The 13,333-nt window shown below is 71.9% G+C and carries 12 protein-coding genes; 9 read left to right on the top strand and 3 right to left on the bottom strand.

The features are described from left to right. The first annotated feature begins 278 nt into the window (after positions 1–278). Both sucC and sucD read left to right on the top strand, forming a co-directional pair. Complete coding sequence (gene sucC / locus ACFYWX_RS07080) at positions 279–1,457, top strand: ADP-forming succinate--CoA ligase subunit beta (protein ID WP_389422952.1); 1,179 nt, start codon at positions 279–281, stop codon at positions 1,455–1,457. A gap of 21 nt (positions 1,458–1,478) precedes the next feature. Next, positions 1,479–2,363, top strand: a complete 885-nt coding sequence (gene sucD / locus ACFYWX_RS07075; protein ID WP_389422951.1) for a succinate--CoA ligase subunit alpha — start codon at positions 1,479–1,481, stop codon at positions 2,361–2,363. A 96-nt stretch (positions 2,364–2,459) separates the two neighbouring features. On the opposite strand, the gene ACFYWX_RS07070 is transcribed toward sucD, so the two are convergent. Beyond that, positions 2,460–3,524 (bottom strand): helix-turn-helix domain-containing protein, encoded by a 1,065-nt coding sequence (locus tag ACFYWX_RS07070; protein WP_389423070.1) that lies wholly within the window; start codon positions 3,522–3,524, stop codon positions 2,460–2,462. A gap of 99 nt (positions 3,525–3,623) precedes the next feature. Here ACFYWX_RS07070 and ACFYWX_RS07065 point away from each other — a divergent pair, with 99 nt between their 5' ends. Next, a complete protein-coding gene (locus ACFYWX_RS07065; RefSeq protein ID WP_389422950.1) occupies positions 3,624–5,285 on the top strand; it encodes a DUF6350 family protein in 1,662 nt (553 codons plus the stop codon). A gap of 31 nt (positions 5,286–5,316) precedes the next feature. On the opposite strand, the gene ACFYWX_RS07060 is transcribed toward ACFYWX_RS07065, so the two are convergent. After that, positions 5,317–6,111, bottom strand: coding sequence for a hypothetical protein (locus tag ACFYWX_RS07060; RefSeq protein WP_389422949.1), 795 nt, complete (start codon positions 6,109–6,111; stop codon positions 5,317–5,319). Between the two features lie 265 nt (positions 6,112–6,376). On the opposite strand from ACFYWX_RS07060, the gene purN reads away from it, so the two are divergent. Beyond that, positions 6,377–7,006, top strand: coding sequence for a phosphoribosylglycinamide formyltransferase (purN, locus tag ACFYWX_RS07055; RefSeq protein ID WP_389422948.1), 630 nt, complete (start codon positions 6,377–6,379; stop codon positions 7,004–7,006). Further along, positions 7,003–8,565, top strand: a complete 1,563-nt coding sequence (gene purH / locus ACFYWX_RS07050) for a bifunctional phosphoribosylaminoimidazolecarboxamide formyltransferase/IMP cyclohydrolase (RefSeq protein WP_389422947.1) — start codon at positions 7,003–7,005, stop codon at positions 8,563–8,565. Before purN ends, purH begins: the two co-directional genes overlap by 4 nt. Positions 8,566–8,651: 86 nt before the next feature. On the opposite strand, the gene ACFYWX_RS07045 is transcribed toward purH, so the two are convergent. Further along, complete coding sequence (locus ACFYWX_RS07045; RefSeq protein WP_389422946.1) at positions 8,652–9,224, bottom strand: hypothetical protein; 573 nt, start codon at positions 9,222–9,224, stop codon at positions 8,652–8,654. A 270-nt stretch (positions 9,225–9,494) separates the two neighbouring features. Here ACFYWX_RS07045 and ACFYWX_RS07040 point away from each other — a divergent pair, with 270 nt between their 5' ends. From ACFYWX_RS07040 to ACFYWX_RS07025, 4 genes are all read left to right on the top strand, one after another. After that, positions 9,495–10,349, top strand: a complete 855-nt coding sequence (locus tag ACFYWX_RS07040; protein ID WP_389422945.1) for a bifunctional methylenetetrahydrofolate dehydrogenase/methenyltetrahydrofolate cyclohydrolase — start codon at positions 9,495–9,497, stop codon at positions 10,347–10,349. After that, a complete protein-coding gene (locus tag ACFYWX_RS07035) occupies positions 10,339–10,818 on the top strand; it encodes a DUF3017 domain-containing protein (RefSeq protein ID WP_389422944.1) in 480 nt (159 codons plus the stop codon). The genes ACFYWX_RS07040 and ACFYWX_RS07035 overlap by 11 nt, the downstream gene beginning before the upstream one ends. 248 nt (positions 10,819–11,066) lie before the next feature. Further along, entirely contained in the window at positions 11,067–11,537 is a 471-nt protein-coding gene (locus tag ACFYWX_RS07030; protein WP_389422943.1) for a helix-turn-helix domain-containing protein, read from the top strand. Between the two features lie 246 nt (positions 11,538–11,783). Further along, a complete protein-coding gene (locus ACFYWX_RS07025; RefSeq protein ID WP_389422942.1) occupies positions 11,784–13,100 on the top strand; it encodes a DUF2690 domain-containing protein in 1,317 nt (438 codons plus the stop codon). Positions 13,101–13,333: the final 233 nt, after the last annotated feature.

The following is a 13,333-nucleotide window of genomic DNA, read 5'->3' as shown; positions in this document are numbered from 1 at the left end:
CCGTTCAAGGGGCCTCACCGGGTCAACCCCAACCCGGTGAGGCCCCGCACCCGCGGCACGCCGTGCCAGTGAGGGCGGCATCATGTGACAGGTATCACCGCTCATGTGTGACCGCCGATTTAGAGACCCCCCGCAAGCGGGGATAACCTGCGAGACGGACATGCCGCGCGCTCGGACACCGTGTGCGCCTTCCTAGTGACTGGCGGACGTCACGTTGCCCATCGCGGCACGCCCACGCATCCAACGAACCGCGAGATCACTGATAGGGACGGAAGCGCGTGGACCTGTTCGAGTACCAGGCGAGGGACCTCTTCGCCAAGCACGATGTACCGGTGCTGGCCGGTGAAGTCATCGACACGCCTGAGGCGGCCCGCGCAGCCACCGAGCGCCTCGGTGGCAAGTCCGTCGTCAAGGCCCAGGTGAAGGTCGGTGGCCGTGGCAAGGCCGGCGGCGTAAAGCTGGCGGCGACCCCGGACGAGGCCGTCGCCCGCGCGACGGACATCCTCGGCATGGACATCAAGGGCCACACGGTCCACAAGGTGATGATCGCCGAGACGGCCCCGGAGATCCTGGAGGAGTACTACGTCTCCTTCCTCCTCGACCGTGCCAACCGCACCTTCCTCTCCATCGCGTCCGTCGAGGGCGGCATGGAGATCGAGGAGGTGGCGGAGACCCGTCCGGAGGCCGTCGCCAAGACGCCGATCGACGCCAACGAGGGTGTGACCCCCGAGAAGGCCCGCGAGATCGTCGAGGCCGCGAACTTCCCGGCCGAGGTCGCCGACAAGGTCGCCAACGTCCTGGTCACCCTGTGGAAGACCTTCATCGAAGAGGACGCGCTCCTCGTCGAGGTCAACCCGCTGGCCAAGGTCGCCTCCGGTGACGTCATCGCCCTGGACGGCAAGGTCTCCCTGGACGAGAACGCCGAGTTCCGTCAGCCGGAGCACGAGGCTCTCCAGGACAAGGAGTCGGCCAACCCGCTCGAGGCCGCCGCCAAGGAGAAGAACCTCAACTACGTCAAGCTCGACGGCGAGGTCGGCATCATCGGCAACGGCGCGGGTCTCGTCATGAGCACCCTGGACGTCGTCGCGTACGCCGGTGAGGCGCACGGTGGCGTCAAGCCCGCCAACTTCCTCGACATCGGCGGTGGCGCCTCCGCCGCCGTCATGGCGAACGGCCTGGAGATCATCCTCGGCGACCCGGACGTCAAGTCCGTCTTCGTCAACGTCTTCGGTGGCATCACCGCCTGTGACGAGGTCGCCAACGGCATCGTGCAGGCGCTGCAGCTGCTCGCGGACAAGGGCGAGGAAGTCACCAAGCCCCTCGTCGTCCGCCTCGACGGCAACAACGCCGAGCTGGGTCGCAAGATCCTCTCCGACGCCAACCACCCGCTGGTGCAGCGCGTGGACACCATGGACGGCGCGGCCGACAAGGCCGCCGAGCTCGCGGCTGCGAAGTAAGGGACGAGGGAAACCACAGCCATGGCTATCTTCCTCAACAAGGACAGCAAGGTCATCGTCCAGGGCATGACCGGTGCCACGGGCATGAAGCACACCAAGCTCATGCTGGCCGACGGCACGAACATCGTCGGTGGCGTGAACCCCCGCAAGGCGGGCACGTCGGTCGACATCGACGGCAACGAGATCCCGGTCTTCGGCACGGTCGCCGAGGCGATCGAGAAGACGGGCGCCAATGTGTCCGTCCTCTTCGTGCCGCCGGCCTTCGCGAAGGCCGCCGTCGTCGAGGCGATCGACGCGGAGATCCCCCTCGCGGTCGTCATCACCGAGGGCATCGCCGTCCACGACTCGGCCGCGTTCTACGCGTACGCCGTGTCGCAGGGCAACAAGACCCGGATCATCGGCCCGAACTGTCCCGGTCTCATCACCCCGGGTCAGTCGAACGCCGGCATCATCCCGGGCGACATCACCAAGCCGGGCCGCATCGGTCTGGTCTCGAAGTCCGGCACGCTGACGTACCAGATGATGTACGAGCTGCGTGACCTCGGCTTCTCGTCGGCCGTCGGCATCGGTGGCGACCCGGTCATCGGCACGACGCACATCGACGCGCTCGCCGCGTTCGAGGCCGACCCCGACACCGACCTGATCGTGATGATCGGTGAGATCGGTGGTGACGCGGAGGAGCGGGCCGCCGCGTTCATCAAGGAGAACGTGAAGAAGCCGGTCGTCGGCTACGTCGCGGGCTTCACCGCGCCCGAGGGCAAGACCATGGGCCACGCCGGCGCCATCGTCTCCGGCTCCTCCGGCACGGCCGCCGCCAAGAAGGAGGCCCTCGAGGCCGCCGGCGTCAAGGTCGGCAAGACGCCGACCGAGACGGCGAAGCTGGCGCGTGAGCTGCTGGCCGGCTGAGCTTCCTGGCTGAGCCTTTCCGGCTGAGCGCTGGTGGGCCCGTTCCCCTTGCCGGGGGCGGGCCCACCAGCGTTTTCCAGGTGACATCGACAGGTGCTAGCGGGGCAGCGGTTGCAGCCTCTCCGGGCCGCTCGCCATCTCCTCCTTCAGCATCTCGCGTAGTTCCAGCTCCTCCTCCGACAGCGCCCCCGGCGCCATCCTCGGCGGTACCCCCTGTACCGCCTCGCCCGGGGGGACCGGGGGTTCGTAGTGGGTGGGGGCCGTTCTCAGGGTGAGCGCGGTCGTGCCGATGAGGGCGATGGTGAAGGCGATGGCGGCGCGGGTCCAGAGGCGGGCTCGGCGTTCGCCGGCGTTGCGGACCGCCCGGGGGCGGTCGGCGCGGAGGCGTTCCACGGAGGCCAGTTCGGCGAGGCGTTGGTGGAGCAGGGCCGGGTCGGACAGTTCCGGGAGGCGGGCGATGACGGCCTCGCGCGCGTGCAGCAGGCGGTGCGCGGTCGCCGGTGTGCTCGCCTCCGTCTCCGCCGCTGTCTCCGGCAGGTCGAGGCCGACCCCGTCGTACAGCAGGAGCGTGCGGCGCTGCGACGGCGGGAGGTTCACGAGTACGTCCAGCAGGGCGCGGTCGCTCGCGATGGCAGGCGGGGGTTCGGGGTGCCGGTGGCGGAGGCGGAACCGGTGCCAGGGGGAGAGGGCGCAGTCGTACGCCGTCGCCCGCACCCAGCCCGCCGGGTCGCGGTCCCGGGCCACCTCCGGCCAGCGCTGCCAGGCGACCTGGAAGGCCCGCTCGACCGACTCGCGCGCCAGCTCCCGGCGCCCGGTGAGCAGATACGTCTGCCGTACGAGGGCGGGGGCGCAGCAGGTGTACAGGGCGTCGAAGGCCTGAGCGGGCGTCAGGGTGGGGGCCGGGTCCGGGATCTGGGTTTCGACGGGCTCCGGCTTCAAAACCCGGCCCTCTGTCAGTGTTCTGAGCGCGAGTGAGGCCAGCAGTCTCGCGTACGCCTCCCCCTTCCGGCCGCGGGGAGCCGTGCGGCCGGTCTCCCATCCGCGCACCGTCCTGCGGGGGACGCCCAGCCGCACCGCGAGCTGCTCCTGCGTCAACGCGCCTGCCTCGCGCAGGCGTCGCCGTTCCTTGGGCGGGGGGAGCGGGGTGGCAGGGCGCTGCATCACCGGGCGCCCCTCCATGCGGAAAAGAACATAAGCGTATATTGAGCGACACTTCGGTGGTTCTCCTGTTACGACGAGAAAGCGCGTGTCGTTGGGAGCATGGCGGTCGTGACGCAGATGACCGACCGCCGACCGTCCGTGCCTCTCCTGCTCACCGGCATGCGCGGCCGGTCGCCAGGGCTGGCCGACGGCCTCGTGTGCGGCGCACTCGCGGCGGGGCTGGGGCTCGCCTCGTTCGCCGTGCTGGTGACGATGCTGTGGATCACCTCGCCGTACCCCGACAGCGGGCCGGGCGGGGCGCTGCACGTCGCTGCCGCGCTGTGGCTGCTGGCGCACGGGGCGGAGCTGGTCCGCACCGAGACGATCTCCGGGGTCCCGGCGCCCGTGGGCGTCACCCCCCTGCTGCTGCTCGTGCTGCCCGCCTGGCTGGTGCACCGGGCAGCGCGGGACGCGGTGGACGGGGACGAGGACGGGGTGCCGGTGGGCGGCGTTGCGGCGTTTTTGGGTGTCGTCCTCGGTTACCTCGCCGTCGGCGCGGCCGCCGCCCTGTACACGGCGGGCGGTGACCTGCGTCCGTCCTGGGACCGTACGGGCGCGAGCCTGTCGGTGTTCGTCGCGGTGGCCGCGGCAGCGGGGGTGTGGACGGCGTACGGGCGCCCGCGATGGGCAGCGGTAAGGATCCTGCTTCCCCACGGTTCGCGGTGGCCGGCCCTCGGGGCGGACGCCCGCGAGCGGCTCGGTGCGGCCGCGCGGGCGGCAGGGGCCGGCGTCGCGGTGCTCGTCGGGGGTGGGGCGTTGCTGTCGGCGGTGTCGCTGGTGTGGCACGGCGACGCGGTGCGGGAGTCGTTCCTTCAGGTGACGGAGGGGCTGTCGGGCCGTTTCGCGGTCCTGCTGCTGTGCGTGGCGCTGGTGCCGAACGCGGCGGTGTGGGGAGCCGCCTACGCGGTCGGCCCCGGATTCCTGCTCGGTGCCGGGCACGTCGTGAGCCCCCTCTCCTCGGCCCCCGCTCCCTTGCTGCCACCGTTTCCGCTGCTCGCGGCGGTCCCGGACGCCGGGCCCGGCACGCCACTGACCTGGGCGGCGGGTGCGGTGCCGGTGGCGGCCGGGGTGACGGTGGGCTGGTTCGCGGCACGGGCGGGGGGCGGCGGGCGCGGGGTGGCTGGGGGAGCCGGGAAGGCCGCTGTGGCCGTACTGGCGGCCGTGCTGTGCGCGGCGGCGCTCGCCGCCCTCGCGGCGCTGGCGGGCGGACCGCTCGGCGTCGCCGCCCTTGCCCGCCTCGGACCGGTGTGGTGGCAGGTGGGCGCCGCGGAGCTGGTCTGGACGGTACCGGTGGCGGTGCCGGTGGCAGTGGTGGCAGGCATGCGGACGCGGCGTCGCCGGGGGCGTGTCTCAGCAGGCGAGGCCCCGAGCACCGGCAAGGCCCCGAGCACCGGCAAGGCGCGGGAGGCGGTGCGCGCGATGTACGGTCGCGGCGACGCGAAGGGGCCGGTGCGAGGCGGCCGCGGCGAGACGAGGGAAGCGGCACGGGGCGGTCACGCCGACGCGAGTGAAGGCGCACGAGACAGTCGCGGCAACGCGATGGCCGCCGTAGCCCTGACGCCCCCCACCGACGACACCGACGAGCCCTACGACTTCCTGCCGGTCGAACCCACCCCTCCCAAGGGCCCCACGCGGTCGGCGCCCCCGGACCAGGTGCCGTCGGTGTTCCCGGAACCGGAACCGGAACCGGAGCCGGACCCCGGCCCTCCGAACACTCCCTGAGGACTCGCCCCGCGCTCAGCTCCTCTCCCGCTCAGCTATCCGCGCCCAGCACCCCCCGCAGCTCCTCCGGCAGCAGCTGCTTGCAGGACTGCTTCGCCTCGTTGGTGAGGGCGTCGCCCGTACAGGTGTAGTAGTCGCGGTAGACGAGCTGGGCGGTGAAGGTGATGGCGACCAGGGCGATGGCCAGGGACGCCGTGACCAGGCCACTCACCGCGGCCGTCGTCTGCGAGCGGGCGCCCATGTTCGCGGCGGCGGGGTCGGGGTTGCGGGGCTTGACGCGCAGCGCGCTGATGCCCCAGTAGAGGGCGAGGGCGCCCAGCAGCAGGGCCACGTACGGCCAGCTGAAGAGGGCGAAGAAGAAGGCCCACATGCCGCACAGCAACGCGTACCGCGCGTGGCGCTGAACCGGGTCTGCGGGGTCCCAGCGAGGGGGCTGGCCGGGGGTGCCGCCCGGTTTCTCGGGGCTCGCGCCGGGACGCTCGCCGAAGCCGCCCCCCTGGGAGCGGCCGGGCTGACGGTCGCTCCACTGACCGCCCCAGGGCGAGCCGGCGGGCGGGGTGTCGGCGGAGTCGTCCCGGCCACCGGGTGCGGGGTGACGGGGCTGCCAGGGGCGGTCGGGGGTGCCCTCGGGGGGCGGGGCGAAGGGGTTGTCCTCCTGGGTGGGGCCGCCGCCCTGATCGTCGCCGTTCTTCTTCCCCGAAGGCGAGTCACCCGAAGGCGCGTCGGGCGGTGAGGCTGGGCGCTCCCGCAGCAGCACGCCGCGGCGCTCCCCTCCCTGCACCGACTGCGGGGGGAGCGTGAGGAGTCGCAGGCTGCGGTCCGGCATCAAGTGAGCGTCTTCCCCTTGGTGAATACGACGGTCTGGCATGGCTCCGCGGGAGCTGTCACTTGGGCAACGCACCGCACGACGACCGCGTTCCCAAGCCCGCTCCTCGCAGACGCTACCTTCCGGCCACGCCCCCGTCCCATGGGGGCTGTCCGGAGTGCCGGTATCGTTGCCGACGGTCAGCCGCTTCGTAGACTTCCCCGTATCCCGGGGCGCGAAGCATTCGTACGACCATACAAAAGCTCCCCCGAGAAAGGGCCCCACCGTGGCGGCCAAGCCCGTGGCCAAGCGACTCGTCGTGCTGGTCTCCGGATCCGGCACCAACCTTCAGGCGCTCCTCGACGCCATCGCAGCCGCCGGTGTCGAGGCGTACGGAGCCGAGGTCGTCGCCGTCGGCGCCGACCGTGACGGCATCGAGGGGCTCGCGCGCGCCGAGCGTGCCGGGCTGCCGACCTTCGTGTGCAGGGTCAAGGACCACGGCAGCCGCGACGAGTGGGACGCGGCGCTCACCGAGGCGGTCGCCGCCCACGAGCCGGACCTCGTGGTGTCCGCCGGGTTCATGAAGATCGTGGGGAAGGAGTTCCTCGCGCGCTTCGGCGGGCGGTTCGTCAACACCCACCCCGCCCTTCTCCCCAGTTTCCCGGGGACCCACGGGGTGCGCGACGCGCTCGCGTACGGCGCCAGGGTCACCGGCTGCACCGTCCACTTCGTCGACGACGGCGTCGACACCGGACCGATCATCGCCCAGGGCGTGGTGGAAATCCGGGACGAGGACGACGAGAGCGCTCTGCACGAGCGCATCAAGGAAGTCGAGCGAAGGCTGCTCGTCGAGGTCGTGGGGCGGCTCGCCCGCAACGGCTATCGCATTGAGGGACGAAAGGTAGTTATCCAGTGACCGCCGAGAGCAACAAGCGGCCCATCCGTCGCGCGCTGGTCAGTGTCTACGACAAGGCCGGGCTCGAGGAGCTCGCCCGCGGGCTGCACGAGGCCGGCGTCGAGCTCGTCTCCACCGGCTCCACGGCCGCGCGGATCGCCGCGACCGGCGTCCCGGTCACCAAGGTCGAGGAGCTCACCGGCTTCCCCGAGTGCCTGGACGGCCGCGTCAAGACCCTGCACCCCAAGGTCCACGCCGGCATCCTCGCCGACCTGCGGCTCGAGGACCACCGGCAGCAGCTCGCCGAGCTGGGCGTGGAGCCGTTCGACCTCGTCGTGGTCAACCTCTACCCCTTCCGCGAGACCGTCGCCTCCGGGGCGTCCCCCGACGAGTGCGTCGAGCAGATCGACATCGGCGGCCCCTCCATGGTCCGCGCCGCCGCCAAGAACCACCCGTCGGTCGCCGTCGTCACCAGCCCGGCCCGCTACGCCGACGTTCTCTCGGCCGCGCAGGGCGGCGGCTTCGACCTCGCCACCCGCAAGCGTCTGGCCGCCGAGGCCTTCCGGCACACCGCCGAGTACGACATCGCGGTCTCCTCCTGGTTCGCCTCCGCCTACGCCCCGGCCGACGACTCGCCGTTCCCGTCGTTCCTCGCCACCAGCCTGGAGCGCGCGCACACCCTGCGCTACGGCGAGAACCCGCACCAGCCCGCCGCCCTCTACACCGCCGGCACCGGTGGCCTGGCGGAGGCCGAGCAGTTGCACGGCAAGGAGATGTCGTTCAACAACTACACGGACACGGACGCCGCCCGCCGTGCCGCGTACGACCACGACGAGCCCGCCGTCGCGATCATCAAGCACGCCAACCCGTGCGGCATCGCGACCGGCGCCGACGTCGCCGAGGCGCACCGCAAGGCGCACGCCTGCGACCCGCTGTCCGCGTTCGGCGGCGTGATCGCCGTGAACCGGCCGGTCAGCAAGGAGATGGCCGAGCAGGTCGCGGAGATCTTCACCGAGGTCATCGTCGCGCCGGACTACGAGGACGGCGCGCTGGAGGCCCTCGCGAAGAAGAAGAACATCCGCGTGCTGCGCTGCCCCGACAGCCCCGCGCACCCCGTCGACGTCAAGCCGATCGACGGCGGCGCCCTGCTCCAGGTCGCCGACCGCCTCCAGGCCGACGGCGACGACCCGGCCAACTGGACCCTGGCGACCGGTGAGGCGCTCACCGGCGACGAGCTCAAGGAGCTCGCCTTCGCCTGGAAGGCCTGCCGGGCCGTGAAGTCCAACGCGATCCTGCTCGCCAAGGACGGCGCCTCGGTCGGCGTCGGCATGGGACAGGTCAACCGCGTCGACTCCGCGAAGCTGGCCGTGGAGCGGGCGGGCGCCGAGCGCGCGCAGGGGTCGTACGCCGCCTCCGACGCGTTCTTCCCCTTCCCCGACGGGCTGGAGATCCTCGTCGAGGCGGGCGTCAAGGCCGTGGTCCAGCCGGGCGGTTCGGTCCGCGACGAGCTCGTCGTCGAGGCCGCTCAGAAGGCGGGCGTCACGATGTACTTCACCGGGACGCGCCACTTCTTCCACTGAGTGCGAGCGGCGGCCTGACGCACCAGGGCCGTGTCTCCCCGTACGGGTGAGACACGGCCCTCGGATGTCGGGGGACGCGAAGCCGCTCAGTACTGCGGGCGGTTGAACCACGCCTTGCCATTGGCGTTGCCGACGAACACGGCCACCAGGATGGCGAGCACGGTGTGGATGAGGCCCACGAGGACGAACGGGTATATGCCGAGCACCGCGGTGATGATGCCGAAGACGAGGAGCGTGACGCGGACGCCGTTGCGGCCGGTGTTGAACTTCGTGGCCAGCACGATCGCGAACACGGCCCAGGCCAGCGCGAAGACGGTGATCCCCCACATCATGCCGGCGCCCTGGTCGGCCAGGTCCTGGAAGGCGGGGCTGTCCTTGAACGCGTCGTCGTTCTTCGCGGCGTTGACGCTGACGGCGGCGGCGGCGAACAGGACCACGCCGAGGATCTGCAGACCGACGATGATCCACAGCAGCACACGAGCCGTGTTCACCGTGCCGGGCATCGTTGTCGGGGCGGCGGCGCCGGGGTAGGCGCCCACCGGCGGGGCCTGCGGGTAGCCGTAGCCCGGGGCGGGGGGCTGCTGCTGCGGGTAGCCGTAACCGGGCTGCTGCTGATCCTGGGGAGCGCCGTAGGGGTTGTTGGGATCGCCGTAACTCATGGCGGTGTTCCTCCGTCTGTTGCTAGTGCGGGGACGGCGCGCGGCCGTGGCGGAGGAAAGGTCACAGAAGCGGTGCGTCCCCCCGATACTGCCCGCGGCACTGTCCGTTCATCGTTCTTCAGGCGCCGCTGCCTTGTCCAGCCACAATTCGTATGTGTTGTGCAAGTGCAACATCACCGATCATGGCGGGATTCGCCACGAGTGGTGCCGTGCCTGCACAGGGGTTACCCGGATTGGAACCGGGGGCCGGTCATCCGGGAGGATGGGTCCATGACCGCCCAGATTCTCGATGGCAAGGCCACCGCAGCCGCGATCAAATCCGATCTGACCGTCCGCGTGGCGGCGCTGAGGGAGAAGGGGATCACACCCGGCCTCGGCACGATCCTCGTCGGGGACGACCCCGGCAGCCGGAAGTACGTCGCCGGCAAGCACCGCGACTGCGCCGAGGTCGGCATCGCCTCCATCCAGCGCGAGCTGCCGGGTACGGCGACGCAGGAGGAGATCGAGGCGGTCGTACGGGAACTGAACGAGGACCCGGAGTGCACCGGGTACATCGTTCAACTGCCGCTCCCCAAGGGCATCGACGAGAACCGCATCCTCGAACTGATGGATCCGGACAAGGACGCGGACGGTCTGCACCCGATGAACCTGGGGCGTCTGGTGCTGGGCGAGCCGGCCCCGCTGCCCTGCACCCCCAACGGCATTCTCACCCTGCTGCGCCGCCACGGCGTCGAGATCAAGGGCGCCGAGGTCGTGGTCGTCGGCCGCGGTGTGACCATCGGCCGGCCGATGCCGCTGCTGCTGACCCGGCGCAGCGAGAACGCCACGGTCACCCAGTGCCACACCGGCACCCGGGACCTCTCCGCCCACCTCAAGCGGGCCGACGTGATCGTCGCCGCGGCCGGTTCCGCGCACCTGATCCGGGCCGAGGACGTCAAGCCGGGCGCGGCCGTCCTCGACGTCGGCGTCTCGCGCAGCGCCGAGGGGAAGATCGTGGGCGACGTCCACCCCGATGTCACCGAGGTGGCCGGCTGGATCTCCCCGAACCCGGGGGGCGTCGGCCCCATGACCCGTGCCCAGCTGCTCGTCAACGTGGTCGAGGCGGCGGAGCGCAGTGTCGGCTGAACCGGAGAACACCCCCGAGAACGCGGAACCGACGGTCCGCGACGCGATCAGCGCGCCCGACGCCGAGGGCCACCCGCGCCGCACCACCCGCCGCTTCCCGTTGTTCACCAAGGACACCGCGCGCCCGGAGGGCGGCGGCCGGGCCGCGCCCCAGGACGCCCCGGCGCCCGCCCGGCAGTGGCCGATGCTCGCCGTGCTCTCCCTGGTCGCGCTCGGCCTGCTGCTGACGGCCTTCGACCTGTTCCGGATCGGCACGCTGCTCATCGGCGTCGCCCTGCTCGGCGGGGCCGTCCTGCGCTGGGTCCTGCCCGGCGTCGGCATGCTCGCGGTGCGCTCCCGCTTCACGGACATCGTCACGTACGGCGGGCTGGGCCTGGTGATCGTGCTGCTGGCCTTGATGGTCCAGCCGGACCCCTGGCTGCGCATCCCGTTCCTGAAGGACACGCTGCACTTCACCGTCAGCAGCTGACCACCCCGCGAGACGGCGGCCCGTCCCCTCCCCCGAGGTAAGGACGGGCCGCCGCCGGGGACAACGCTCCCGCACCGTGAACTGCCTGTTCAACGGCTGTCCGCGCGCTGTGTCTCGGAAGTGACCGTTCCGCTACGGTGTCCGCGCCCTGCCACAGCCGAGCCGGCCCCGGGAACCGATCGACCGCCTCGCGTCGTCACCTGATCGGATCGGGAACAACACGGGCGACGACGCCGTGGAGGTGGGTGATGGGCGCCTGGCAGCCGCTGCCGGACGAGCTGCCGCCGGAGGTGCGGAACTTCGTGGAACACCTGCGGCAGCTGAAGGACGGCACGGGCCTCAGCCTGGCCGCGCTCGGCGCCCGCACCGCGTACAGCAAGTCCTCCTGGCAGCGCTACCTCAACGCCGTCCAGCCACCGCCCCGGCAGGCCGTCGCCGCCCTGTGCCGGGTCGCGGGCCTCACCGGACCGGACGCCGAGCGCTGCGCCGTGCGCTGGGAACTGGCCGTCGAGGCCTGGCCGCGCCCGGCGTCACCGCCCGCCCAGGAGCCCGGGGCCTGCGGGGCCGGGGCGTACGAGGACGACCCGACGATCCCGTGGTGGGAACGTCTGGACGAGGACCCGCCGCCCCGCCCCGCCGGACGCCTCCTGCTGTACGCCGTCCTGCTCCTCCTCGCGCTGCTCCTCACAGCCGTCGCCGGCACCCTCGCCTTCGGGTGACGCCCGGGGGTGCTTAACGCCCCAGTGGCGTACGAGGTCACGCATGTGTGCTGGTTGTGTCGAAGCATTGACAAGTTCGCGGATGTACCCCAATTCACCCGTACAGCGGGGCTAACGTGTCCAACCTGGACGAGCCGGGAACCATCTTCCTTGGTGGGCGCATCCCTTGGGGTAGCCCGACGGGGGCTCGGCGGAGGCAGTACGTACAGGGGGGAAGAGGGGGGTTTCATGCCTCGTTGGAGGGCCTTGCCGGATGAACTCGATCCGCAGGTCAAGGAGTTCGCCAGTCAGCTGCGGCGACTCGTGGACCGCAGTGGACTGAGCATCGCGGCGGTGGCCGACCGCACGGGCTACAGCAAGACGTCCTGGGAGCGTTATCTCAACGGGCGGCTGCTCGCGCCGAAGGGCGCGATCGTCGCCCTGGCCGAGGTGACCGGCACACATCCCGTCCATCTGACGACCATGTGGGAGCTGGCCGAGCGCGCCTGGAGCCGCTCGGAGATGCGCCACGACCGGACCATGGAGGCGATCCGCATCTCCCAGGCGCGTGCCGCGCTGGGGGAGTCGGGTGCGCCTGCGGGGAGCGTCAAGCCGGGCAAGGCGGTACGCAAGGGCGGCAGTGCGACGGTGACGCCGGGGATCGCGGGCCCGGCGGGAGTGGTCCCGACGATCCCGCCGGTCACGTCGGCCTCCTCGGCCTCCTCGGCCTCGTCGGCCTCATCGGTCTCGGCCGGCTCGTCGGTCTCGTCGGTGCCCGCGCAGCCGACGGTGACCGAGGCGGACGAGCGCGAGCGTGAGCGCGCCGCGCGGAGGGGCCCGTCGAGCAGGCCCGGGGGCGGTGTCACGGGCGCGCCCGGTGGCAGCTCGGGCGGCGGCTCCGTGGTGGGTGACTCGGGCGGCAACTCGTGGAGGATGGCCGGGTACAAGGGGCCGTCGCAGCCGGGCGGACGCGCCTTCGGCGGCGCGGAGTCCCCGGCGCGTCCGGCCTCCCCCGCCTCCCCGGCCGAGGCCGTGAGCCCGTTCGGGCCGCCGCCGCGGGATCCGGGCGCCGACGGTTCCTCCGGGGCAGGAGGCGGCGGACGGCGGCTGACGATGTTCCTCGCGGGCGTCGCCGGTGCGCTGGCCCTCATCGCCGCGGTGTTCTTCTTCCCGGGCGACGGCGGGAAGAAGGACGAGGGTGGCCCCAAGTCGCCCGCGCAGTCAGCCGCTGTAGACCCTGACCTGCCGGCCGGGGTGAAGTGCAGCGGCGCGTCCTGCACCGGCAAGGACGCGGAGAGCATGGGGTGCAGTGGCGATCTTGTGACCACGGCCAGGACCGCGACCGTCGGCACCGCCGTCGTCGAGGTCCGCTACAGCGAGACCTGCGGTGCCGCCTGGGGGCGGATCACGCAGGCCGTGCGGGGCGACGAGGTCCGCGTGACGGCGGGGAAGGCCGCGCAGTCCGGAAGCGTCACCACGGTCGGCGACACCATCGCGTACACGCCGATGGTGGCCGTGAAGGACGCGGGCGAGGCGAAGGCGTGCGGGGCGCTGGCGTCCGGACGCAAGGGCTGCACGACGTAGCGAACAGGCCGGGCTGAAAACCCTGACCGAAAAGAGGCGTGGGACAGGAATGGCCGCCGGAATCGTGGGCACGCGAACGTTACCCCCACGGGAGTCCGGCAACCCGGTACCCCCACTCGGCGGCCGCCCTTGTCCCACCTCTCCCGGACGGGCGGCCGCCTCTTCGTTGCCGCGGAGGTCGCTCTGTGGGGTGGGCCACATGGCCCCGCCCGTCCGAGATCCCGGATGCGCGA

The organism is Streptomyces sp. NPDC002888 (assembly GCF_042888465.1).
Classification (GTDB): Bacteria; Actinomycetota; Actinomycetes; order Streptomycetales; family Streptomycetaceae; genus Streptomyces.
The sequence above is the reverse complement of the archived record's forward strand: the minus strand, read 5'-3'. Positions and strand labels throughout refer to the sequence as shown.

What these genes read in the sequence shown, in the direction of transcription:
- ACFYWX_RS07070 (WP_389423070.1), bottom strand. Translation starts at nt 3,524, where the DNA reads ATGCAGCGCCCTGCCACCCCGCTCCCCCCGCCCAAGGAACGGCGACGC.
- ACFYWX_RS07065 (WP_389422950.1), top strand. Translation starts at nt 3,624, where the DNA reads ATGGCGGTCGTGACGCAGATGACCGACCGCCGACCGTCCGTGCCTCTC.
- ACFYWX_RS07030 (WP_389422943.1), top strand. Translation starts at nt 11,067, where the DNA reads ATGGGCGCCTGGCAGCCGCTGCCGGACGAGCTGCCGCCGGAGGTGCGG.
- sucD (WP_389422951.1), top strand. Translation starts at nt 1,479, where the DNA reads ATGGCTATCTTCCTCAACAAGGACAGCAAGGTCATCGTCCAGGGCATG.
- ACFYWX_RS07040 (WP_389422945.1), top strand. Translation starts at nt 9,495, where the DNA reads ATGACCGCCCAGATTCTCGATGGCAAGGCCACCGCAGCCGCGATCAAA.
- ACFYWX_RS07045 (WP_389422946.1), bottom strand. Translation starts at nt 9,224, where the DNA reads ATGAGTTACGGCGATCCCAACAACCCCTACGGCGCTCCCCAGGATCAG.
- ACFYWX_RS07060 (WP_389422949.1), bottom strand. Translation starts at nt 6,111, where the DNA reads ATGCCGGACCGCAGCCTGCGACTCCTCACGCTCCCCCCGCAGTCGGTG.